Raw genomic sequence first — 23767 nt, 5'->3', positions numbered from 1 at the left:
CCGGCGATCCTTATCCTTCAGTTAAGGAAAGCCGGGTATTTCTTTGTGTAGTTCAATAGCGGGCCGCCTATGCCAGCCTTCTGCTTTGCAGTTGGGACATGCGCTCCAAGTGCCGCCGATAAAACCATATACATGTGGAGAGCCAGCAACCACTCAAGAAGTATCCGCCTACGATATCACTTGGATAATGCACCCCCAAGTAGATACGACTTATCCCAATGGTAAGTATAAATACGGCGCTGGCAACAATCATCAGCACACGTCCTGTGACGGTGGGTACATGTTTCCAGATTAGAAAGGCCAGTCCACCGTACAGGCTAAATGCTGCCATAGAATGCCCACTGGGGAAGCTATAGCCGCTCACTTCGATAATCCGGTTAATGGTAGGTCTGGCACGCTGGAATACCAGCTTGAGCAATGCATTTAACAGGGTTGAACCTGCAAGCACACAAGCCAGGAAGAGCAGTTCGCGTTTGTGTCGCAGGCAAACGTACAACACAATCATGGCGATGATGGTAATGAAGACCACTGGCATTTCGCTGCCGATCCAGGTGAAAAGGTGCATGAATTGTGTCATACCAGGGGATTCCAACCCCTGAATCCAGCCGATCAGCGTGTCATCAAATCGATGAATTTGGTTGTCGCTGATGGACAAGGCGATGCTTATAAAGGCGATCATGCATAACGCTGCAACGAGCAGCGGGAAGGAGATATTCTTTTTCCAGTTGTGCATCAAATGTTGAGTTCCTCCGTGATGGTTGATTTCGTATGTTGTGTCCTTGTGTATGTCGGACATAACGATATTTGTATTGTGCTATAATTTTACAATAAATATAGCAGCAATAAAAATATGTAACCTTAACAACGCTTATTCAAGCAGAGAATGTAGGAGGGGAGCGGTCGGAATGAAACGACGTTTGGTGATGTGCATGTTGATCTTACTGTTGGTTACGTCTGGGTTAGCTCTATTTCCAGGAGAGAGAGTGTATGCTTGCAGTTGTGTCGAGAGTGATGTTCAGGAGAGATTGAAGACAAACACAACTGTATTTACAGGAGAAGTGGTGGAGAAGGGACGTTCTCAACAGTCGAAGCATGATGGCTTATTAAGAGAGTATACCTTTGATGTAGATACTGCATGGAAGGGGGTTAATGCCAAAAAGATGAAAATCCTCGCGAGTGACGGTGGATCTGAATCCTGTGGCATTCAATTTGAAAAGAATCAATCCTACCTGATCTATGCTTATCAATATGAAGTGGATCATAAGCTTCATACGAATCTGTGCAGTGGCAATGTTCCAATTGAACAGGCTGGAGACGATCTGAAATTGCTGGGTGCGGGAAAGCTTGTAAGTAAAGAAGATTTTGGAGAAACCACCGATGGGAGAAGTGAATATATCCAACTCATATTATATGGTGGAGTCATTTTATTGGCAGCGTTGGCAATCGTGTGGATATGGAAACGAAAGAAAAGAATCTGATTGCAGGTCTGATGAAAATTGAAAGTTGGATTGTATAACAAAAGGTTTGTATGATTGAAAAACAAGTCAATCCCCGTAAGAACGTCGAGGTACATCCGCGTTCCATACGGGGATTTTCAGGAGTGGCGTCAAAATTTCACCCATTTGGAGTCGAGATTATCGATCCGATGCAGCTAGTTCAGCTGCAACATGTATTCATAAGCTGTGACACCAAATACCCGTTTGAAATGACGGTTCAGATGGGTCAGATCAACGAATCCACAATCGGCAACAGCAGTATATACGTCCTTCTGCTTTTCGATGGATTGACGGGCACGCTCCACTTTGCAGTTTAAGAAAAACTGGTAGGGGGATATGCCTGCTTGTGCTTTGAATTCACGGATAAATTGAAACTTGGACATGCCAAATTCGGAGCTCAGGTTGTCCAGCTTGAGCACATCTTCGGTGCTGCAAAACATGATTTCCTTGGCTTTGCGGACCAGGTTGTCCTGAGGCAACCAGAGCTTGGTGTCCATTTCCTTCTGAGCCAGCAGGTGAACGAGATCGAAGACCCGTTCGCTGCACTCGGCTTCGTCCTGTCTGAGTTGAACGGCATCGTTCAGCATCAGGATCTTACGTGCAAGCTCGGGATCATAGACGATGGGACTTCCAAAACGCAATTCCTTTTTGCCTATAATCTCCTCTACCAATTCAGGCTTCAAATACAGCATCACATAGTCAATGCCAGCCTTATCATAGGAGCTTCCATCATGAGACTGTTCACGGTTAAACAACATGACACCATTTTGGTGAGATGCCTGATATTGTCCGTCCAGGTTGTATTGTTGAATGCCACGCAGGGTTACGCCGACCGCATACTCTTCATGGCAATGTTTTTTGTATGCAAAATCAGTAAAGCTGGCGGATAGTGCCAGCACGTCTTGCGACTTTTTATAGTTAAACCGTTCCATGCAGCACACCTCCCAAGCTTTAGATTAATCCGGATACTATAATGGCTGAGTATAACAAAAAAAGTGCCATGAGAATACTCAGTAATTTTTGGTGGCGATTCAGCAACGTTCTGAAAACCGTACCAAAAACAACCCAACTGGAATAGGCCAGAAATCCAATGAAGGTAATTAGCACCACGAACAGAAACGATGAGAATGAACTTTGATAAAAGGGCAATACATAACTTGGAATGACAGTGAAAGTAAACAAGACGACCTTTGGGTTCACAAATTGCATGATGAAACCGTTCCAAAATCCGGTAACTTGTTTCGGTGCATCCTCGGTGGTACCCATCTTGTAGATCTGGTACGCCAGATACACCATGTACAGGCCGCCGACAATCTGCATCACCTTCAGAATTCCGGGTAACACTCCCGCAAGAAGCTGATTAAGAAAAGCTGAAGCGGTAAGCAACAGACCAAATGCCAACGTAGCTCCCCAGACATAACGCATTGTTTTTCGCGCGCCAACTATCTGTGTAGAAGAAAGAATTACGATATTGCTGGGGCCGGGGGTAAATGTTACGACGATACAGTAGATTAAAAAAGATGCAAGATTCATAAGGATGATGCTCTCCTCTGGTTGTAGTTTAGTTCCATGATCATACGTCCAGAGGGAGAAACCATATAGTACATTATTGCAGCGGGTGCATCGTTAGCAACAGGAGTTTGCTTTTAAAAGATACGGGGGAGTTTTCTTTTTGAATGATTGCGTTTACAATTTAGACGATGTACAAGGTGATCAGACGACTTGAGGAAGTGAACGGAATGAAAAAAATGCTACTTGTTTACATTTTGCTAATCTCAGCATTTGCGTTGTATGTATTGAGGTTTGAATACACCAGTCAGGTAAACAGTTCTTGGGAGGACCGGGGGCTGCGCGGTGATATCGGAGAGACGTATATCATGATTACATTCCAGTCCGGGCTGGAGTATTGGAAGAGCCCGCTCAAAGGTTTCGAGGATGCCGCGGATGCACTTGGCGTGACCGTAGAATATCGCGGGGCTACCCGGTATGATGCGAAGGAGCAGACCATGGTGATCGAGCAGGCTATCGCTCGTAAACCCGCGGGCATTGCTATATCTGCAATCGATCCTCAATCGTTAGTTCCAGCGATTAACAAGGCAATCGACGCAGATATCCCTGTTGTATTATTTGACGCGGATGCACCCGATAGCCAGGCCTATTCTTTTCTTGGGACAGATAATTACAAGTCGGGTGTAATGGCTGCCGATAAAATGGCTGAACTGCTGGGTCGTGAGGGAGAGGTCGCGGTATTAACCTTGCCCGGACAACAAAATCATGAAGAGCGCACGAAGGGTTTCCGCGATACGATCAAGGAGAGATACCCTTCCATGCAGATTGTTGAAGTTGCAGACGGACACGGTGATGCGATGGTATCCAGAGACGAAACAATCAGAATGATGAAGGAACATCCCGAGCTGGCGGGAATTTTTGTGACTGAAGCTACCGGAGGGGCAGGAGCGGGGGAAGCCGCTCAAACTGCCGGGGACAGACATCCATTGCAGATTATTTCGTTTGATACAAATAAGACTACATTGGATATGATCAAGAACGGTACGATCTCAGCTACAATTGCACAGGGAACCTGGAATATGGGATATTGGTCACTCCAATATCTGTTCCATCTGCATCACCAGTTAACGGTTCCTGCCCCATCCTCATCCGGTGAAAATGCACCGCTTCCCGTGATGGTGGACACAGGGATCTCTGTGGTGACACGCTCGGATGTGGATGATTACTATGCCAAATAACAAGGAATATTTCAAGAGTCCAAGGCCTTGGAGCAGGAGAACAATTCTCTCCACTTTCAGGAACGGGATTCGGCGTTTACGCTTGCGTAATATGCCCCTTCGGTACCAGCTGATGCTGCTTTTTCTGTTATTCGCCATTGTACCTTCCGTAGGGCTTGGGTTGCTTGTGAACTGGACGGTGGAGCGGGTTGTTGAACGACAGGTTGAAGGGCATACCATGCAACTGATTGGCAAAGTGAATGAAGCTCTGAACAGCAAAATGGAGAATTTGCAAAACATGACCTATCTGATTGCATTTGACCCGGAGATTGACGCTTTTATGAACGACAAAATGCCACCGAATGATGATGCAGGTATCGAACCGATGAACATGGACACCAATGCCGAAACGGAGCAAAATCGGTTATATGGCATCAAACAAACCTTGCAGGGGTTCACAACGTTGTATCCTGAAATCGCCGGGATTGTTCTCGTCAATGCAAGTGGTGACTATATTAGCAACGAGATGTATCCCCGAGCGGAACAGAGCCTGATTCAGGAAAATTGGTATCAAAAAGCTTCGGCCAATCCGGGCATCTTCACGGTGTTGGGTCAGCCGAAAGAGCGTAATCTCACGACACATGTACGGTACAAGGATGATGAGATTGTATCGGTTGCGCGTTCCATAACGGATGAAGCGTCAGGACGTGTGCGGGGCGTTATTATGATTGATCTTAAACTTAGGTCCGTCTCTCAGGCTGCCCGTAATGTAACCTTGGGGAAATCCGGTTATGTGATGGTGACGGATGCAGAAGGTCAAAGTGTATACAAGCCGGAGCATCCGCTAATAGAACACATTCCCACAGACTGGTTCCCCTCCGGTGAGAGTGGAACGTTTACCGCCGATACAGAAGGTGGAACGTTATTATTCATGTATCAGTCGTCTACCTTTACGGGTTGGAGAACGGTAGGGGTATTTCCTACAAGAGACTCGATATCCGAAGTGCGCCAAATCCAGTTTTACGTGGTTAGCTTTGTATTTGTGGTGTGTTTGTTTGGCTTGAGCGCCTCTTTATGGTTCTCCCGTTCAATTGCTCAGCCTATTTTCCGGCTCATGTCCTACATGCGCAGGGCGGAGACCGGCAATCTCAGACCAGGCCGCTGGAGCGATCGCGCTGATGAGATTGGCATGCTTGGCAACAGTTATAACCGAATGCTGGCACAGATCAGACAACTGATATCACTAAATGAATTGCGGGAGCGGCAGAAGCGCGACGCTGAAATGCGAAGTTTGCAGGAGCATATCAAACCACACTTTTTGTACAATACCTTGGATACGATTCATTGGATGGCACGCAAAGAGGGTGCAGAAGATGTATCCGGCATGGTTGGTGCGTTATCTCGATTATTTCGCATAGGGCTTAGTAAAGGACAGGATTACATTCCGCTGCATTCCGAGATTGAGCATATGACCAGTTATCTGCAAATTCAGCAGACACGATACCGCGATCGTCTTCAGTATACATTGAATATTCCAGAGGAACTGCGGGACCTTTTGGTGTTAAAGCTGCTGCTTCAGCCCCTGATAGAGAATGCAATCTATCATGGAATCAAGGGCAGGCGTGGGCCGGGACACATTCGGGTGGAGGCCAGATTGGAACATAACAGACTGCTGCTGACCATTCATGATAATGGAGCAGGCATGTCCATCGAACGGCTTGCCGAGATGCAGCAGTTGCTCGAAGCTCCGTTGGCAAGTTTGGAAGCGTCTTCGCCGGGGATAACAGGTAAAAGTTATGGAATGTTGAACGTGCAAGCCCGTCTTCGGCTGTCCTTTGGTGATGAGTACGGAATTGAACTGGAGAGCCAGGAAGGTGAAGGAACGAGTGTGACCATCATTCATCCGTTGATGCGAGAGCTCCCACCAACCAAGCAATTCAATAACGAAGAGAGGCAGGAGAGTGAATGGGAAAATTCATGAAATCGGCCGTGACAACTTCCACTGAAACAGATGAGACATCCGCATTGACTACAGTAATGGAGATTACACCGGATAGCGATGTGGCGAAGAAATACCGCGTGCTCATCGCTGATGATGAACCGATCATTCGTGAGGGGATTCGGGATGCCATTGACTGGATAACTCTCGGGATGGAGGTTGTTGGTGAAGCGGAAGATGGCGAGGAAGCGCTGGAACGGGCGGCTGACTTGGGTGTGGATATTGTTCTCGTTGATATGAATATGCCATTCCTGAACGGAATCGAACTAATCCGTGCCCTTCAGCAGAAGTGCCCGGGCTGTCGTTACCTGATCATCTCGGGACATGATGAATTTGCATATGCGCAGGAGGCGGTTCGTCTTGGCGTAGAGGATTACATTTTGAAACCTGTGCAAGCAGAACAATTATATGCTGCACTTGAGCGATTGCATCAGCGACTTACTGAAGAGCACCAGAGGACGGCATATGTACAACAGGCAGCTCATCAGATTGAACGTAATATCCCGTTGCTTCGCCAGCGATTTATGCTGGAGTGGCTGGAGGGGCAGGCTGAAGGGAGGGATCTGACGGAGCAGCTTGTGTTTTTACGGCTGCCCGCCGTCCCACCTGTGCAGATCGGGGTCGTACGCTGGCCTGCCGCTGAAGCTCGTCAGACGATACTGAGAGAGAATGATCGTCAGTTATTTCTGTTTGCAGTGGAAAATATAATTAGTGAACTGCTGGGGGACGTGCCACATGTCCTGTTTCGGGACGTAAGCGGCTTGATCGGCATGTGTCTGTGGCAGGAAGCCCCTGAAGAAATAGAGTCCCTTCTGGAACAGCAGATTAGTTCTTGCCTGAATATTGCCATTCATGCTCATGTGGAGACACATGCAGGGACACTGGAAGAAACGCCAGATACGTACCGTCATTGCCGTGAAAGGGTATTCGGGGAAGTGCAGTTGTCGCCTCTGGTTCGCCGGGCAAGACAGCTTATTCACGAAGAATATGCCGAACGGGAACTGACCCTGGAATCGCTTGCTTCCCGTCTACAAGTATCTGCCGTATATCTTAGCCGTGTGCTGAAGAAAGAGCTGAATGATTCCTTTGTCACACTTGTCACGCATGCTCGCATTCGCAAGGCTATACAGTTATTAGATTCAACAACACTGCCGATTCACACCATAGCTGAGCGTGTAGGTTATGATACCCAGCATTATTTCAGCACTGCATTTAAGAAAACAATGGGCATTTCGCCTGTGCAGTATCGAAAAAACGGGGGGACGGCTTATCATCCTTCCGCGAATTAAATATCGTAATACAGTTGTTCATTCAGACGTGTGATAAATGAGATGGATGTGTTCTACTTCGTGTGAAGCGAAGTGGAGCATGTCCTTTTTTTTTGACTCTGGTATGGTATCTCGTGGATCACACTTATACATTAAGCGTTTCCATCAAAAGTTAAATTTTTATAAAAAAGGTTCAAAACGTGCAAAGACCTTGCGGCATCTCCAATGCTACCATAGTCTCAGACAGGAACAGCAAGCAACAGGATGCACTACATGCATTGTAAGCGTTATCTTATAACTCATTCAGAACCGTATGACGTGAGGAAAGGGGAACTTCATATGAAAAAAGGAGCAATGCTCATCTGGCTTCTGGTGATGACCTTGATGCTTTCGGCCTGCAATCTGGCAGAGAGTGGGCCAGGCAGTAAAGAAAAGGGATATGTCGGTATATCGATGCCAACCAAATCATCAGAACGATGGGTGGGAGACGGGGAGAACATGGTCCGTCTGTTTCAGGAGCAGGGGTACAAAACTGATCTTCAGTATGCTGAGGATGTGGTCGAGAATCAGATTTCACAGATTGAAAACATGATCACCAAAGGTGTGGATGTCATGGTCATCGCGTCCGTGGATGGCAACACATTAACGGATGTAATCAAGAAAGCGCATGACGAAGGGATACAAGTGATCTCGTATGATCGGCTCATTCGCAATACGCCATACTTAACCTATTACGCCACGTTCGACAATTTTAAGGTGGGTGTGCTTCAAGCCTCCTACATCGAACAAAAGCTTGGGCTCAAGGATGGAAAAGGACCGTATAACATTGAGCTGTTTGGTGGCTCTCCTGATGATAATAACGCCTATTTCTTCTTCGACGGTGCGATGTCTGTGCTGAAGCCGTACATCGATTCCGGCAAACTGGTGGTACGCAGCAAGCAGATGACGATGGCCCAGATTGCGACCTTACGCTGGGACGGGGCACTGGCCCAGTCACGGATGGATAACCTGCTGAGTGCGTATTACTCGGGTGATAATCTGGATGCAGTATTATCTCCTTATGATGGAATCAGTATTGGTATCATCTCATCCTTGAAAGGGATTGGTTATGGTACTTCGAACAAACCGCTGCCCGTTATTACAGGACAGGATGCAGAACTTGCCTCGATCAAGTCGATTGTGGCCGGGGAACAGACGCAGACGGTGTTTAAGGATACACGGAAGCTAGCGGAGAAGACGGTAGAGATGGCCAATAGTATTTTGCAAGGAAAACAGGCGGAAGTTAATGATAAAACATCATATAACAACGGAATTGAGGTTGTTCCGGCGTATCTCTTGGATCCCATCTCGGTGGACCGTACAAATGTGGAGCAGGATATCGTTGGTACACAGTATTACACGAAGGAAGAGATCGGACTGAAATAATAAATGAAAGGAGCACATCCCATGGCCGGAATCATTCTGGAAATGAAAAACATCACCAAAACCTTTCCTGGCGTCAAAGCGCTGGAAAATGTCAATCTGAAAGTCCGTGAAGGCGAAATCCATTCCATATGTGGTGAAAATGGCGCAGGTAAATCTACGTTGATGAAGGTACTGAGTGGTGTATATCCACATGGCACGTATGAAGGCGACATTTTATTTCAGGGCAAAAATTGTGAGTTCAAGGATATTAAGCAGAGCGAGGATCTGGGAATCGTCATTATCCATCAGGAGTTGGCCCTTATTCCCTACCTTTCAATCGCGGAAAATATATATCTGGGCAACGAGCGTGCGAGCAGAGGAATTGTCAACTGGAAGGAAACTTTTGTAGGTACACGAGAACTGCTCTCGAAGGTGGGACTGAGCGAAAATCCAAACACGCTGGTATCCAGCATTGGGGTAGGCAAGCAGCAACTGGTCGAAATTGCGAAAGCGCTCTCCAAAAAGGTGCGGCTGCTTATTTTGGATGAGCCAACCGCTGCGCTGAACGAGGACGACAGTGAAAATCTGCTGCAGTTGATGCTGGAATTCAAGAAACAGGGCATCGCCTGTATCCTGATCTCACACAAGTTGAATGAGGTATCCAAGGTATCCGATTCGGTGACTATTTTACGGGATGGCAAGACAATTGAGACATTGGATATGAAGAAGGAAAAAGTGACGGAGGACCGGATTATTAGCGGAATGGTAGGACGTGATCTCACTAGCCGTTATCCGGAGCGTCATGCCACCATTGGTGAAGTTATCCTTGAGGTAAAGGACTGGACGGTATATCACGAACATCATGCCGAGCGAAAAGTACTGGATCAGATCGATATGAATATCAGACGTGGTGAGATTGTAGGTATTGCTGGGCTGATGGGCGCTGGGCGTACCGAGCTTGCCATGAGTATATTTGGCAAATCCTATGGCCGGAATATTTCGGGTCAACTCATTAAGAATGGTAAACCGATCCACAACAATACCGTCACAGAGGCTATTCAGAATGGGTTTGCTTATGTGACAGAAGACCGCAAGGAATACGGACTCATTCTGATGGATGACATCAAGCGCAATATTTCCTTAACGGGTCTGAGCAAGCTGACGCGAAACGCAGTAGTGAACGAGCGTGAAGAAGTACTGGTGGCGGAAAAGATGAAGAAAAGCATGAACATCAAAGCACCAAGTATTTTGCAGAAGACCGGTAATCTAAGTGGAGGCAACCAGCAAAAAGTGGTGCTCAGCAAATGGATTTTTGCCGGACCAGATATTCTTATCCTGGATGAACCTACCCGCGGTATCGATGTGGGAGCGAAATTCGAAATCTATACGATCATTCATCGGCTTGCTGCTGAAGGCAAGGGCGTACTGGTAATCTCATCCGAGCTTCCGGAGGTTCTTGGCCTGTGTGACCGGATCTATGTGATGAATGCCGGACGAATCACCGGTGAAGTCAGCCGGGAGCAAGCATCGCAGGAAACGTTGATGAGATATATGACCAAGTCTGGAGGCGGCAAGCATGGAAATGATAACAAAACTGTTCAAAAATAATATCCGTCAATACGGCATGATTATTGCCTTGGTAGTGATTATGCTTTTGTTCGAGGTACTTACAGGCGGGCTGTTGCTCAAGCCGATTAATATTACAAATTTGATTTTGCAGAACAGTTACATTTTGGTGCTGGCGATCGGAATGGTGCTGGTCATCATTACCGGGCATATTGACCTGTCTGTTGGTTCCATTGCAGCCTTTGTTGGTGCCGTTGCCGCGATTATGATGGTTGATTGGCAGCTTCCGGCTTGGCTTGCAGTCATCGCTTCCTTGCTGGTTGGTGCTTTGATCGGTGCATGGCAAGGCTTCTGGATCGCCTATGTGCGAATTCCGGCATTTATCGTGACGCTGGCAGGTATGTTGCTGTTCCGAGGCTTGACGATGATCGTGCTGGAGGGACAATCGATCTCTCCTTTCCCGGGTGGATTCCAGAAAATAAGCTCTGGCTTCCTGGCGGACATTCAATTCTCAGGTTTTGGTCTGGTATCTATCATTGTGGGTCTTGTGCTCACTGTCTGGTACATTGTCAATGAATTGCGGGAACGCCGTTCCCAGCGAAAATATGGATTTGAAGTCGTGTCACAGGGACTGTTCTTGCTCAAGTTGATTGTGGTGGCTGTTGTGACAAATCTGTTTACGTTTGTACTCGCAAGTTATGCAGGTATTCCGAATATCCTGGTCCTGCTGTTTGTCCTGATCGTTGTGTACTCCTTCGTTATGAATCGTACTGTCATGGGACGGCATGTGTATGCGCTTGGAGGTAATGAGAAGGCCGCAGGTCTGTCCGGAGTCAAAACAAAAAAGGTAACCTTCTGGGTTTTCGTGAACATGGGTACACTTGCCGCGGTATCCGGGTTGATCTTCGCCGCACGTCTGAATGCAGCTACGCCAAGAGCGGGTACCAACTTCGAGCTGGATGCCATTGCGGCCTGCTTCATCGGTGGTGCTTCCGCTTCAGGGGGCATAGGTACGGTATTTGGTGCCATCATCGGTGGTTTGGTTATGGGTGTGCTGAATAACGGGATGTCCCTGATTGGTCTCGGTATTGACTGGCAACAGGGGATTAAGGGATTGGTACTGCTGCTCGCTGTAGCGTTTGATATCTATAATAAAAATAAAAGATCAGCGTAACACTTGGTAAAATGAAAAAACAGACCTTGATCTCAGAATCAGGTCTGTTTTGCTGTATGCACAACTTAGTTACATTAAGGCATCGAGGAAACGTGTGGCGATGCCAAAATAGATAAACAGGGACAAGATATCATTCAATGTGGTGATTAACGGGCCAGAGGCAACAGCCGGGTCGACTTTGAAACGACTAAGCAGAAGCGGGATGCATGTACCGGTCAGTGTACCAATGACCAGAGTGAGGAACAGAGACACCCCAATAATGGCGCCCAGTAGCCAGTCCCCTTGCCAGAAATAAGCGATGACGGTGATCAGTAATCCACATACCAAGCCAATCATTATGCCTACCTTGATCTCCCGACCAATCAGTGCGAGTACGGTGGCTTTGTCGAGTTTGCGTCCGATTAGTCCGCGTACCACAACAGCCAGAGACTGCGTTCCTGTGTTACCGGTCATACCTGCGATCATCGGCATGAAAAATGCCAATGCCACAACCTGATTGAGTGTATCCTCAAAGAAATCCACAATACTTCCCGAGATTAGACCAATAAATAGAAGCAAGATGAGCCAGGGAAGCCTGCGTCTGACGGCCACGAGTGGTTTGGTATCAAAGTCGATATCCTTGCTACCGCCCCCCATCTTGGCCAAATCTTCACTGGCTTCATCCATAATAATATCGATGACATCATCCATCTGAATGATACCGCATAACCTGTGATTTTCATCCACCACCGGAAGTGCAATAAACTCATAACGCTGTAGAAGCTGTGCTGCTTCTTCCTGGTCCATATCTACCGTTGCATGGATCACCCGCCGGGTCATCAGTTCTTCAACCTGGGTCTTATCGTCAGCCAGGGCAAGGGATCGATAACTCACGACACCGACCAGTTTGCCTTCATTATCGGTTACATAGAGATAACTGGAGGCTGAGATATGCATGGTACCTTGTGATTGTCGTAAGGCTTCCTTGGCTGTCTCATGAGCGAGCAGGGTCCGATATTGATCTGTCATGATGCGTCCTGCCGTTTCCGGCGGGTAATTAAGCACGGATCGGATAATGGCAGAGTGATCCAGGTTCATATTGGACAGCAATTCTTCTCTGCGTTTGGCAGGCAAATCGTGCATGAACCGGATCAAATCACTTTTGTCCATCTGCTGCATGACTTCAAGTGTTCGTTCCGGCCCAAGTCGTTCAAACAGTTGAATCTGTTCGTGCAGCTTCAAGGTCTCGGCGAGATCCGCCAGAGCATCGGGTTTGAATAGGAGCAGAAACCGATTGGTTTCTTCTTCAGGGAACTTTTTATATACAAGTGAGAGGTCGTAGGGATGCAGTTCTTTCACCAATTTATAGAAATCGGGAAGGTTCCGGGATTGTACATGTTGCACGAGTTGTTTGGTGATCTCCTCCACGGAGAAATCTTTCTTGGTATGAGGTCCGTTCATATCGACACTCCTTTCTATTCGGTCAGCTTCATATTTTTAAACGAAATGGGTTGGGAATTAAACAAATGGAGAAAAAATGAGAGTCCCAAAATGATATTGTAATCTTGCTCAAACATTCGATATGGGCTTACAAACAGCCACTTCAAGGATATACTTGTTGTACAGCAACAGACGAGGAGGACATGCGCTAGTGGAAGTAGATATCAGAACACAATTGCTCAGCATGGTTGAGCCGGAGTATCAGAAATTCTCGGCCGCACTTATTCCCAACATCACGAATGTACTTGGTGTAAGGCTGCCAGCCTTACGAAAAATTGCCAAGCAACTTGCCGCCGGGGACTGGCGCACGTATCTGAAAACGGCAGAGGATGAATATTTTGAAGAAGTGATGTTGCAAGCGATGGTCATTGGGCATGTACAGGCTGATCTGGACGAACTGTTAAAGGCTATTGAAACATTTGTACCGAAGATTGACAACTGGTCGGTGTGTGACAGCTTCTGTGCTGGACTGAAATATACGAAGGTTCATTCGGAGCCCATGTGGGCGTTCTTGCAGCCGTATCTGAGATCTGATCAGGAATATGAAATCCGGTTTGGTGTGGTAATGCTGTTGAATTTTTATCTGAATGAGAGATATATCGATCAGGTTCTATCTGCATTGGATCAGATTAGGCACGAGGCGTATTATGTGAAAATGGCAGTTGCTTGGGCCATCTCAATGGCTTATGTGAAACAACCTGAGGTGACTATGCGTTATTTGAACCATAATACCCTGGACGATTTTACGTATAATAAGGCACTTCAGAAAATCACGGAATCTTATCGCGTGGATCCAGAGAGCAAGCAGATGATCCGCAGTATGAAACGTAAGGTGAAGAAGCAGATTACCTCCTAGTTCTAGCATTAAGCATTCCACCAGGGAGAGGGCGGTAAACGAATGAGAAAAAAGTTGATGTACACCACGATGCAGTTGGACGGTCGTCCATGGGTACTGCTCGCTACGGAACAGGGATTGTGCCGAGTGGTCATGCCAAACGAAACATTGGAAGATTGGAACCGCTGGATACAGAAGGTTGCACCTGGCGTGGAACTGGAGGAGAACAAACATGCTCTAAAACAAACAGGTATGATGGACTGGTTGCAGTCCTATTTTGCAGGAGAATCCATGGCTTATACAGATGCGATCCCACTGGACTTGATTGGAACAAACTTTCAACAAGAGGTATGGAGAGAGCTAGGGCGTGTGCCTTATGGTGAAATTCGGACCTATGGTGATATAGCTGCTGCAATTGGCAGACCTTCGGCTGTGCGAGCAGTTGGGGCTGCAAATGGGGCCAATCCAATTCCGGTTTTGTTACCCTGCCACCGCATTATTGGGGCTAATCGCAAGCTGACCGGGTTCCGTGGAGGCCTGGAGATGAAGCGCAGACTGCTGGATATCGAACAGATTGAAGGCGTGACCGATGGAGGACATGCGCGGTTTCATTTTTAATAGACTCGCGTAATCAAGAAGATTAAGGTGAGTGGACGGGGCAGGCACGTATTGTGCCTGTTTTTTTACATGTATTAAGTAGAGTAATACAAACGTTCCGCATATGGAACACCAACGTTTTACGTATTTTTGCCCTGTGAAACCGTATGGTACCATGGATCATAGATCAATCTGTATCCGGGGGACGTAATGCCGGGTAAGAAAAGAGGGATGACATGATGAAGCAGGCTTATTGGTTAACAAACGTGACTGTGGAGCGGGGTTATGTTCGGGAGGGAGAACAGGTGACGGGGACACGGACAAGCCCCGCTCATCTGCGGATTAAAGATGGAGTGATCGCGGAGATTGTGGAAGGAAACAACCGGCTGTCTAGCGATCTACCACAAGTAGATGGCAAGGGACTTCTGCTGTTGCCTTCGTTCGAGGAGGCACATATTCATCTGGATAAAACCTACTACGATGGGCCGTGGACAGCCGTTAAACGTATCTCCAGTATTTTCGATCGTATTGAAGAAGAAAAGGTTCTGTTGCCCAAGTTGTTACCAGATGCCCAGCGTCAAGCGGAGAGTATTCTGACCTTGATCCAGGGGTACGGTTCCACTCATGTACGTAGTCATTGCAATATTGAACCTGTCAGTGGCTTGAAAAGACTGGAAGCGACGCGGCAGGCTCTGGAATCATTTTCGGGCAAAATCTCTTCGGAGATCGTGGCTTTCCCGCAGCATGGACTGCTTCGCTCCCATTCAGTGGAGCTTATGGGCCAAGCGATGAAGGAAGGTGCAACGCATGTGGGCGGACTTGATCCTCATACGGTGGACGAACAGATCGAGAAATCACTGAACGCTATGGTTGAACTGGCTGTTCAGCACCAGGCGGGCATCGATATTCATCTGCATGATGGCGGGCAGGCTGGCAAACAAACGCTGTTGGAACTCGCAAATCTGACCGAAGCAGCAGGGCTTCAGGGTAAAGTTACGGTAAGTCATGCGTTCTGGTTCGCCCGCGCAGAGCACCAAGAAGCAGAAGACATGGCGCAGCGAATGGCCTCGCTTGGGATGAGCATTGCTTCCACGGTGCCCATTGGCAGAACGATGATGCCTCTTCCCATGCTCCGCCGTATGGGTGTGAACGTGAAGCTGGCCACAGACAGCTTGACGGATCATTGGTCTCCTTTTGGCAATGGGGATATGCTTGAGAAAGCGGGACGATTCGCAGAACTGTACGGATATAGTGACGAACTGTCCTTATCTCAATCTTTGGCATTCGTAACAGGGGGTATGACACCGCTGGATTCACAAGGGGAACAGGTATGGCCGAAGGTAGGCGACACCGCGAGTTTTGTATTGGTGCATGCGAGTTGTTCGGCGGAAGCCGTTGCGCGGCGATCTGCGCGGCAGGCCGTATGGTACAAGGGGCAATTGGTCAGCGGATCAACAGCGGATTGAGGAAAATAGAGCGAGTGCAGCCACGGGAAACCGTGGTTTTTTGGCATGGGAGAAAAAGAGGAAAGAACTGTTCGCATATACCACATTTTGGGTTATGATGGACGTAGTTAATGAAGGGAGTATTACAAATGAAGATTGAGTATGCAACGGAAGCTGACTACGACTACATCATTGAAAGAGATCGGCATATCCATCTGCCACTTGTGAAAACGAAGATTAGTGAGAAAGAAATATTCATCCTATGGGACGAGGACGAGGGATCAAGAGTTGGATGGATGAGGTACGGTTACTTTTGGGATAACCTTCCCTTCATGAATATGATCTGGATTGATGAACCCTATCGAAACGGCGGATATGGCAAAAAAGTCGTGCATCACTGGGAAAATTTAATGAAGCAACAAGGCTTCGATACGGTGATGACTTCAACACAATCAGACGAACATGCCCAACATTTCTATCGAAAGCTGGGGTATGTTGATGCAGGGGCTCTATTGCTGGATACACAACCTCTGGAGATTATATTGATCAAGAAAATCTAGTAAATAAGCTGCAAGGAGAGAGGATTGTGGGTATGGAGCAAGTGACGTTACGACCTATAACCAAAGAAAATGAACTTGAGTGCATCCACCTTAAACCACGGGAAGATCAGCTGGATTTGGTCGCAAGCAATGCGGATTCATTGATTCATGCGACGAAGGAAATTACGTCCAAACCATACGGCATTTTGGCAGAGGATCAGATGGTTGGTTTTATTTTATTTGATAACGAGATCTACAATGATGGGTATTACTGGATTCTGCGCTTCATGATTGACGAGAAGTACCAGGGGAAGGGTTACGGTAAACTTGCCATTCAAGAAGTGGTTCGTATGTTGCAAGAGAGAAGTGACTGCCAGCAAATCAGGGTATCCCATGTTCCACTTAACATTGCGGCAAATGCGCTGTATAAACGTTGCGGATTTCAGGACACGGGTGAATTCGAGGACAACGGTGATATCATTTTAAGTTATCAAGTGAGGTAACAGGGAGGGGAAGCTTGATGATAAGAGAGGCAGAGGCTAGGGATGCAGCGGTTATTGAAAGGCTGTATAAAGAATTATTGCCGAACAACTTAAACACGAAGGTACTGGCAGAACGGATTGAAGAAGTTCGGAATAACCCAAACAGTTTCTTGTTGGTGTATGAACTGGGTGATCAGGTGATCGGCACGGCTCATTTACATATTTGTCTGGATGCTTTGGTGGAAATTAGACCATTCGGCGTAGTTGAGCGGGTTATCATTACGGAACATGTGCAGAGCAAGGGATATGGATCTGAATTGATGAAACATATAGAGCATGTATGTGTGCAGAAAAATTGTGTGAAGGTGTTTCTTACGAGCGGATCATCCAGAAACGAAGCACATCACTTTTATACGAAATTGGGGTACAACGGAGAATCCAGCAAGGCATTTAAAAAGTATTTATAACTTATAACATTCATCAAGGAAAAGGAAGTAGAAGCAAAGAAATGAAAGATAACAAACATCCGGTTCAAGATGTCCGACTCATCGTTACCTTGCTCGTGGCTACTCTTTGTTGTCTAGGTGTTGTGATGTATTTACGTGCCCAATCAGATACAAATATGTATCGATTTTTAAGTTGGGACATGTTCCTGGCATGGGTACCCTTCATCATCTCATCCTGCATTAGATACATATTTAATAAGAAATTAACCACAACGAGCATGATATGTATGGGGCTGATGTGTGGAGTATGGCTCTTTTTTCTGCCCAATGCGGCCTACCTTTTTACGGAGATTCTGCATTCATTCAGATATTTTGATGCTCAAGGGGAGGTTAGATTTTGGGTTAATATTGATTTTTGGTATGGACTCACCCTGACGTTTGCCGTAGCGATCATCGGATTGCTGCTCTCGACTTGTTCGATCATTCAAATCCATGGCATGTTAAGCAAATTAATAAATAAGTACATTAGCATGATGGTTGTCGGTGTTATTTTGCTATTGAGCAGTATAGGGGTTTACATTGGGAGATTTAATCGGTGGAATTCGTGGGATGTATTATCCCGACCTGAGAAGATCTTTGTGGATCTTGTGAATGATTTTAATGCAGCGAACAGCATAATGGTTGAGTTTGTTGTCATTGTATTTGCGGTTCAACTTTTTGGATACGTTATTTTATCTTTGCTAACAGCAAGGTCGGGCAACTAATTATTCCATTTGAAAGGGTGAAGGAGGCAATATCACACGATGGGTAATCTTAATTTTATCGATAAACTTCCTCACATTAGTGAATGCAAACAGATTCTAAAGGCAGCAGCTATGCTGGATGCCATTTTGATGCCGGAATGGGAGTACAGGTATTACTCGTATAATTCCCAGTGGGACACGAATGAGCAAATGGCATCCATGAGAGATGGGCAAGGAGATCATTATTTTGCAATATTCAGTCCGAATGGGCTGATTATTAAAGGCTTTGATAAAGAGTATACACTTCAGCATAAGGTTGATAGAAGTGAGGTGGTAAAAAGCGTTCCAGAAGCATTTAATACTTTTGTGGTAGAGCCGGCTTTTGTAATGGATCAGACGACGTTCTGTATCTGGAGTGTGGCGGATCAGGAAGGGTGGTCTGCGGGCAAGGAGCTTGGGGATCATGAATACGAACTGTTAGAGATTTTGGTAGGCGGCGCGAAATATTATCATGCTTGGGCACAGGATTACTACGAGATAGCGTTGGATATCAATCTGGTTGAACAGGTATTTGATATGAAGCCGATCGATGAGGTCTTAATACAGCAATTAAATGATGAACTGAAATTAAGTGATATCGAAGGTGAAATTGCAGAAATTGGATACCCGGATAAGGATATGAAGGTGTGAAGGCGATAACCCAAGAAATCACGGAAGAATTATTGGCTGTGATGGATATGTACCAAAGAATCGCGCGGCAATTGATCGACCAACTGATAATGGAAACGGATCAGCCTGATCGCATGGAGATCCTGGCAGGTGCGTACGATATGCTGACCAATACGGATGTGATCCATGGAGAAGAAGAATTAACGGGAAACTGGTATTTTGATGTTCACGGGGTGGCGTATAGAAAAATGATTTGATTGCTTGGCATTTAATTAAAACTGAGGAGGAATTACGTATGGTTTTAACTGAGTGGTCTACAGATATTCTTCAATATGATCTGTCGGATGAATATTCGATTCGCAAAGCAGATTTTGCCGAATGGGGATTATATTGCACGGTTTATTATGATATGCGTTATGTCGGATTTTTCAGGGAAGAAGAGTTCAGTTCTTCCAAGATCAGTGCGTACTGGATTTACAAAGGGGAAAGCAAAATAGGTGGCGTGAGAATGGAGCCTAACCGGATGTATCATTTGTTTTTTGTCCCGCCATTCCAGCAGTGCTTTGATGTATTGAAGCTTCTGAAGCATAAATTATTACAGTGGTCGGATCGCACCAAACGCATTCTGACCTTTGAGATTCTTCCAGACCAAGTCGATCTATACGCACGAGCTGGATTCTGGCCAGTGGAGTTCAGATGTCGCTGGATGCAGCGGCCTACAGATCATTTTGAAGTCGAATGGGACAACAGGGTAACCGTGAAGAGTCCAGAGATTATTGAAAGTGAAACCGGCACCAAAAAATATGTGAATGAAGATGAGATTGCTCAATGTGACCTAGAAAGTTTTGCAGGAAGTCTTGAAGCTACACGAAGAAAACATACCACGCTTGCAGATTTTACACCAAGCGATGACCCTAATTATACCAATGAGATTTTGACCCAAGCGTCCACGCTTGTATACGACAAGGAAACGGGACAGCTTATTGCAAATTGTCGCTTGTGCTTGCAAGATAATCAGGCTGCTGTATATAGCATAGGGGTTCGGCCGGCATATAGAGGAAGAGGGCTTGCTACACTGATGTTACAGAGAGCTTTGAATGCGCTTAAGGGTCAATATCCCGTGCTGCGATTGTATGTGATGCAAGGAAATGATGCGGAGTCCGTGTATCTGAATCTGGGATTTATTCCGGGTGTGCAGGAGATTCAGACGATGTATATTCCTGAGGAGGAATCACAATGAAGGTTGCCATTTATTTTGAAGGCATTCCATGGGAATCAGTTGGAGAGAGAGGATAGTGAACGTTCGTAGCAATGTGCTGCTACTTTGGAAAGGAGAGATATACATGGGAATGATCATTATGTTGGTGGTGTATCTGTTCCTCGGTATTTATGTTGTGAAAGTTGGAATAGATAACTCCAAGAATAGCCAGCACACCAAAGAAATATTATCAGAGTTAAGGGAAATTAAGGAACTGTTAAAAGAACGAGGGTAAAGATTGATTAGGCTTGTGCTTCAAAAGTAACTGAGGAGCAGCATTTTCGATGCCTCCCTCTCCTGTAGGTCAGGAAAGGGAGAATTCTTGTGCAGCTAGCCACTTTAACCCAATACACGTATAACAATGTCCTGATCATGGTTACCAAAACCGGCACCATAGATCGTTAATCCCCCTACATTGGGGCTTTCCTCGTCAACTGTGAAGCGAAGCGTCCAGAACGGTTCGCTAAGCTTAATATCCACGAGAGTAACGTCTGACATCCACTCACCGTCCATATACGTACCGGAACCATCAATGCGAATGGTCTTCAATAAACCGTATTGATTCACATTACGATGCCACCATTCTGGTGTATATTTGCCGCGTGCTGCTCTGCCAAAGTCGGCAGGGCTTGTCCACTTTCCAAGAGAAACGCCATTGAAGGTGAAGCGAATATCCGAAGGCCAATGATCTCGCAATCCCGGAGCTTCAGACGCCAGTTCCATCGAAATTTCAATAGCATCGGTTGTCTGGTCAGGAGGGACAAAGTTCGGTGTTTTATATTCAACATAGCCCTTCCCAAACCACAAGATAGCGGCGTGTACCCGCTCGGGATCAAGGAAGTAACGGGGATCATCCCATACGCCGATTTCTTTCTCAAGTGTCCCTAGCCCACAAGTAGGATGAATATCAAAAGCAGTGTAGTGTCCCACGGCTATCGTCTGTTCTCTGGTTCGTGAAGTTTGGCTTGCGGATGGCAACTCGATCTCAATCTGATTTTGCTTGAGGTAACATAATTTGTGCGTCCCTCCGTTGATCCGAACTCGCCTGCTCCCAATTAGACCCGCATCCTCCAGTTTGCGAATATGCATCGTGACAATGGAGGGGCTAAGCTCTAATACTGCGGCAATATCCTTCACATTCATTTCGCGATCTGCAATCATATCCATGATTCTCCATCTGACCTCACTTGCCAGCGCCTCATATAAAGGAAGGAACTGGGGCTCTCCATTTGCTTTGATCATCTGTACAACTCCCTATCTTCACTCTTCTAAAATCACACATATATTAATTTAATAAAATTAGCTCCAAGATGCAATCCAGATTCATTGCAAGTTCACACCCAATGGTGTTTAATTTTTGTAGTTGTTACAAAGTTGAATTCTTATATTTGTGAATTTTATGATAAGAGATGGAGTGGAGTAATGAAATACAATAACCCTGTTGTAAAAGGTTTTTATCCAGACCCTAGTGTGATTAAGGTGCACGATACATACTATATGGTGTGCAGTTCTTTTCAATATTTTCCGGGCGTACCGCTCTTTGAAAGCAAGGATCTGCTGAATTGGAAGCAGATTGGTCACTGCCTGACTCGTAAAAGCCAGATTCAGCTCGAGACGGTGAACAGCTCCGGGGGTGTATTTGCCCCAACCATCAGGCATAATGACGGGCGTTTTTATATGGTCACAACGAATGATACGACGCATCAGAACTTCTATGTCTGGACGGACGATATTTACGGAGAATGGTCTGAGCCTATTTATGTGGATCAAGGTGGGATTGATCCCGATTTGTATTTTGAAGATGGAAAAACCTTATTTATGAGTAATGGCGTGGATGATGAAGGCGTTGGCGGAATTGTCCAGTGTGAGCTTGAGATTGAAACTGGTCGCAAACTTAGCCCAAGTCGTTCGATATGGAACGGAACAGGTGGACGATATCTGGAAAGTCCGCATCTCTATAAAATGAACGGTTATTATTACCTGCTTGCAGCTGAAGGCGGCACCGAATATGGTCATATGGTTACCTATGCTCGGGGGACTTCTTCTTCGGGACCGTTCGAAGCCTACGTGCACAATCCGGTTCTAACGAATCGCAATCTGGGCGGGTATGAGCTCCAGGGCGTGGGGCATGGTGATCTGGTTCAGGATGATCTGGGGAACTGGTGGCTCTTTCACTTGGGATTCCGACAGATCGGCAGATGGGCTACGTACCATCATTTGGGCCGAGAAGTATTTCTGACTCCGATTACGTTTGATGAAGACGGATGGTTTACAGCCGGGCATGAAGGTACAACGCTGACGAGTTTTGAGACTAATCGTATCCCGGACACGGTGATCCAGCAGGACAAGAAGCATTATACGTTTGAAAATACAGACTGGAACCTCGACTGGTGTTACCTTCGTCATCCAAATACAGAGCACTATCAGCTTGAATCAGACAAGCTTACGCTAACAGGAACCGATGTAACGCTGGACGTTCCGGCATCCCCGACGTTCATTGGGTTACGTCAAAAAGACTTTAATGCCACAATTTCAGTCGATGTCAGTCTGACGACTGGAGAAGCTGGGATCACGATCTACATGGATGAGAATCATCATTATGAAGTGGCTATTCGTGGGGAGCAGGACGGCTATAAGGTGATCGAGCGTCTAAACATCGGTGATATCAAATCGAGAGAACATGAAGTGGATCTGGGAAATAAACAGCATGCAACGCTGGTAATCCGTTCAAGCCAGGAACGCTACAGCTTCCTGTTTCAAGTAGATGGTGAAGAGATTCTGCTGGGCACGGCACAGACGAGATACCTATCCTCGGAGGTGGCAGGAGGTTTTACAGGCGTACTTATTGGGTTATACACGAGCGGGCAAGATGCTTCAGCTGAGTTTACAAATTTCAAGTGTGATTATCATTAAGAAGTTAAGGGAAGGGCCTAAGGGTCCTTCTCTTTTTTTTAATTTGTGTCAAAATATAGATATATTAATAAATGCCAATAGAAGAGAGGGATTTAAACTTGCAAGTACATTATAAAATGCCAGAATCCTTAGTAGACATCGTTCGAATAGATAAGAAATTACGTGAACAACATGTTGGAACCATCGACGATTATATGGGTTTTTATATTAGTTTTAACAATGATGATGATAGATACTACTGTACGCCAGATGATGCCATCATATTTGGAAGAACAGGGGCAGATGGTGACCATTTTGCTTTTTTCACGTTCAACAGATCCATTAGTGATTTGGAAGAAGCGCCTATTATCTTTATTCAACCTACGGCATTTGGGAATCAAGTAACGTTAGTGGCCAGAAACTTTAAGGATTTTGTAGCATTATTTATTATTCTTAAGGAAGTATATGTTTTGGAGAGATTTCGATTTTATAAGAACAAATTAGATTTTATGAACGACTATAACGATAACTATATGGAAGATATAAAGATGCGAGAGAGTGATAATCAATTAATTATTGAACTGTTAAAAGAGAATATTAAAGGTATAACAGAAATTGATGATGTGTACGAATATATGGTTGAATCCCAAAAACAAATAGAACTAGGGATAAACAATGATGATTTTGCATGATCTCTATATGGCATCACTAAATAATCTACATGTAACAAAAGGTTAAAAGAACGTGTT

Annotated in this window: 25 protein-coding genes; 20 read left to right on the top strand and 5 right to left on the bottom strand. The window is 45.9% G+C overall.

All coding sequences use genetic code 11. From position 1 onward, the window contains the following. Positions 1–67: 67 nt before the first annotated feature. Entirely contained in the window at positions 68–733 is a 666-nt protein-coding gene (locus C161_RS28245) for a phosphatase PAP2 family protein (protein WP_036674475.1), read from the bottom strand. A gap of 172 nt (positions 734–905) precedes the next feature. Between C161_RS28245 and C161_RS28240 the strand changes: the two genes are divergently transcribed. Beyond that, complete coding sequence (locus tag C161_RS28240; protein WP_036674473.1) at positions 906–1478, top strand: hypothetical protein; 573 nt, start codon at positions 906–908, stop codon at positions 1476–1478. Positions 1479–1651: 173 nt separating this feature from the next. On the opposite strand, the gene C161_RS28235 is transcribed toward C161_RS28240, so the two are convergent. Together C161_RS28235 and C161_RS28230 are read right to left on the bottom strand one after the other, a co-directional pair. Beyond that, on the bottom strand, positions 1652–2428 hold the full coding sequence (locus C161_RS28235; RefSeq protein ID WP_036674467.1) for an AraC family transcriptional regulator: 777 nt from the start codon (positions 2426–2428) through the stop codon (positions 1652–1654). A 19-nt stretch (positions 2429–2447) separates the two neighbouring features. Beyond that, positions 2448–3029 (bottom strand): LysE family translocator, encoded by a 582-nt coding sequence (locus tag C161_RS28230; protein WP_036617102.1) that lies wholly within the window; start codon positions 3027–3029, stop codon positions 2448–2450. Positions 3030–3235: 206 nt separating this feature from the next. On the opposite strand from C161_RS28230, the gene C161_RS28225 reads away from it, so the two are divergent. From C161_RS28225 to mmsB, 6 genes are all read left to right on the top strand, one after another. Continuing rightward, complete coding sequence (locus C161_RS28225) at positions 3236–4243, top strand: substrate-binding domain-containing protein (protein WP_036674465.1); 1008 nt, start codon at positions 3236–3238, stop codon at positions 4241–4243. A 112-nt stretch (positions 4244–4355) separates the two neighbouring features. After that, positions 4356–6203: a cache domain-containing sensor histidine kinase gene (locus C161_RS28220; protein WP_235193969.1), complete on the top strand. Its 1848-nt coding sequence runs from the start codon at positions 4356–4358 to the stop codon at positions 6201–6203. 8 nt (positions 6204–6211) lie between these two features. After that, complete coding sequence (locus tag C161_RS28215) at positions 6212–7510, top strand: response regulator (RefSeq protein ID WP_036674597.1); 1299 nt, start codon at positions 6212–6214, stop codon at positions 7508–7510. 318 nt (positions 7511–7828) lie between these two features. Then, on the top strand, positions 7829–8914 hold the full coding sequence (gene chvE, locus C161_RS28210; protein WP_036674459.1) for a multiple monosaccharide ABC transporter substrate-binding protein: 1086 nt from the start codon (positions 7829–7831) through the stop codon (positions 8912–8914). A gap of 21 nt (positions 8915–8935) precedes the next feature. Then, positions 8936–10501: a multiple monosaccharide ABC transporter ATP-binding protein gene (gene mmsA, locus C161_RS28205; protein WP_036674456.1), complete on the top strand. Its 1566-nt coding sequence runs from the start codon at positions 8936–8938 to the stop codon at positions 10499–10501. Further along, on the top strand, positions 10470–11633 hold the full coding sequence (mmsB, locus tag C161_RS28200) for a multiple monosaccharide ABC transporter permease (RefSeq protein ID WP_036674453.1): 1164 nt from the start codon (positions 10470–10472) through the stop codon (positions 11631–11633). Before mmsA ends, mmsB begins: the two co-directional genes overlap by 32 nt. A 69-nt stretch (positions 11634–11702) precedes the next feature. Here the strand turns inward: mmsB and mgtE are convergent, their stop codons facing one another. After that, entirely contained in the window at positions 11703–13073 is a 1371-nt protein-coding gene (gene mgtE / locus C161_RS28195) for a magnesium transporter (RefSeq protein ID WP_051450009.1), read from the bottom strand. Positions 13074–13263: 190 nt separating this feature from the next. Here mgtE and C161_RS28190 point away from each other — a divergent pair, with 190 nt between their 5' ends. The 11 genes from C161_RS28190 (at position 13264) to C161_RS32840 (ending at position 20361) form a co-directional block, all read left to right on the top strand. After that, positions 13264–13968 carry a DNA alkylation repair protein gene (locus tag C161_RS28190; RefSeq protein WP_036674451.1) on the top strand — a complete coding sequence of 235 codons (705 nt, stop codon included), beginning with the start codon at positions 13264–13266 and terminating at the stop codon, positions 13966–13968. Positions 13969–14010: 42 nt separating this feature from the next. Next, the gene (locus tag C161_RS28185; RefSeq protein ID WP_036674449.1) at positions 14011–14565 is read left to right on the top strand and encodes a methylated-DNA--[protein]-cysteine S-methyltransferase; all 555 of its coding nucleotides are present in this window, start codon (positions 14011–14013) and stop codon (positions 14563–14565) included. 218 nt (positions 14566–14783) lie between these two features. Continuing rightward, on the top strand, positions 14784–16010 hold the full coding sequence (locus tag C161_RS28180) for an amidohydrolase (protein WP_036674593.1): 1227 nt from the start codon (positions 14784–14786) through the stop codon (positions 16008–16010). Positions 16011–16138: 128 nt separating this feature from the next. Further along, a complete protein-coding gene (locus tag C161_RS28175) occupies positions 16139–16549 on the top strand; it encodes a GNAT family N-acetyltransferase (RefSeq protein WP_036674447.1) in 411 nt (136 codons plus the stop codon). Positions 16550–16581: 32 nt separating this feature from the next. Continuing rightward, complete coding sequence (locus C161_RS28170) at positions 16582–17031, top strand: GNAT family N-acetyltransferase (protein WP_036674591.1); 450 nt, start codon at positions 16582–16584, stop codon at positions 17029–17031. 17 nt (positions 17032–17048) lie between these two features. Continuing rightward, a complete protein-coding gene (locus C161_RS28165; RefSeq protein WP_036674446.1) occupies positions 17049–17477 on the top strand; it encodes a GNAT family N-acetyltransferase in 429 nt (142 codons plus the stop codon). A 41-nt stretch (positions 17478–17518) separates the two neighbouring features. After that, positions 17519–18220: a DUF1361 domain-containing protein gene (locus C161_RS28160; protein WP_051450007.1), complete on the top strand. Its 702-nt coding sequence runs from the start codon at positions 17519–17521 to the stop codon at positions 18218–18220. A gap of 39 nt (positions 18221–18259) precedes the next feature. Further along, the gene (locus C161_RS28155) at positions 18260–18889 is read left to right on the top strand and encodes a hypothetical protein (RefSeq protein ID WP_036674445.1); all 630 of its coding nucleotides are present in this window, start codon (positions 18260–18262) and stop codon (positions 18887–18889) included. Beyond that, on the top strand, positions 18886–19125 hold the full coding sequence (locus C161_RS28150) for a hypothetical protein (RefSeq protein ID WP_051450006.1): 240 nt from the start codon (positions 18886–18888) through the stop codon (positions 19123–19125). The genes C161_RS28155 and C161_RS28150 overlap by 4 nt, the downstream gene beginning before the upstream one ends. Positions 19126–19163: 38 nt before the next feature. Further along, positions 19164–20108: a GNAT family N-acetyltransferase gene (locus C161_RS28145; RefSeq protein WP_036674444.1), complete on the top strand. Its 945-nt coding sequence runs from the start codon at positions 19164–19166 to the stop codon at positions 20106–20108. Between the two features lie 103 nt (positions 20109–20211). After that, positions 20212–20361 (top strand): hypothetical protein, encoded by a 150-nt coding sequence (locus C161_RS32840; protein ID WP_164783341.1) that lies wholly within the window; start codon positions 20212–20214, stop codon positions 20359–20361. Between the two features lie 104 nt (positions 20362–20465). On the opposite strand, the gene C161_RS28140 is transcribed toward C161_RS32840, so the two are convergent. Continuing rightward, positions 20466–21368 (bottom strand): ArsR/SmtB family transcription factor, encoded by a 903-nt coding sequence (locus tag C161_RS28140; RefSeq protein WP_036674438.1) that lies wholly within the window; start codon positions 21366–21368, stop codon positions 20466–20468. Between the two features lie 180 nt (positions 21369–21548). Here C161_RS28140 and C161_RS28135 point away from each other — a divergent pair, with 180 nt between their 5' ends. Both C161_RS28135 and C161_RS31805 read left to right on the top strand, forming a co-directional pair. Further along, a complete protein-coding gene (locus C161_RS28135; RefSeq protein WP_036674437.1) occupies positions 21549–23039 on the top strand; it encodes a glycoside hydrolase family 43 protein in 1491 nt (496 codons plus the stop codon). Between the two features lie 98 nt (positions 23040–23137). Further along, the gene (locus C161_RS31805; protein ID WP_051450005.1) at positions 23138–23710 is read left to right on the top strand and encodes a hypothetical protein; all 573 of its coding nucleotides are present in this window, start codon (positions 23138–23140) and stop codon (positions 23708–23710) included. Positions 23711–23767 lie beyond the last annotated feature (57 nt).

The sequence above is a fragment of the Paenibacillus sp. FSL R5-192 genome, from assembly GCF_000517845.1.
Classification (GTDB): Bacteria; Bacillota; Bacilli; order Paenibacillales; family Paenibacillaceae; genus Paenibacillus; species Paenibacillus amylolyticus.
This window is presented reverse-complemented; position numbering and strand designations above follow the sequence as displayed.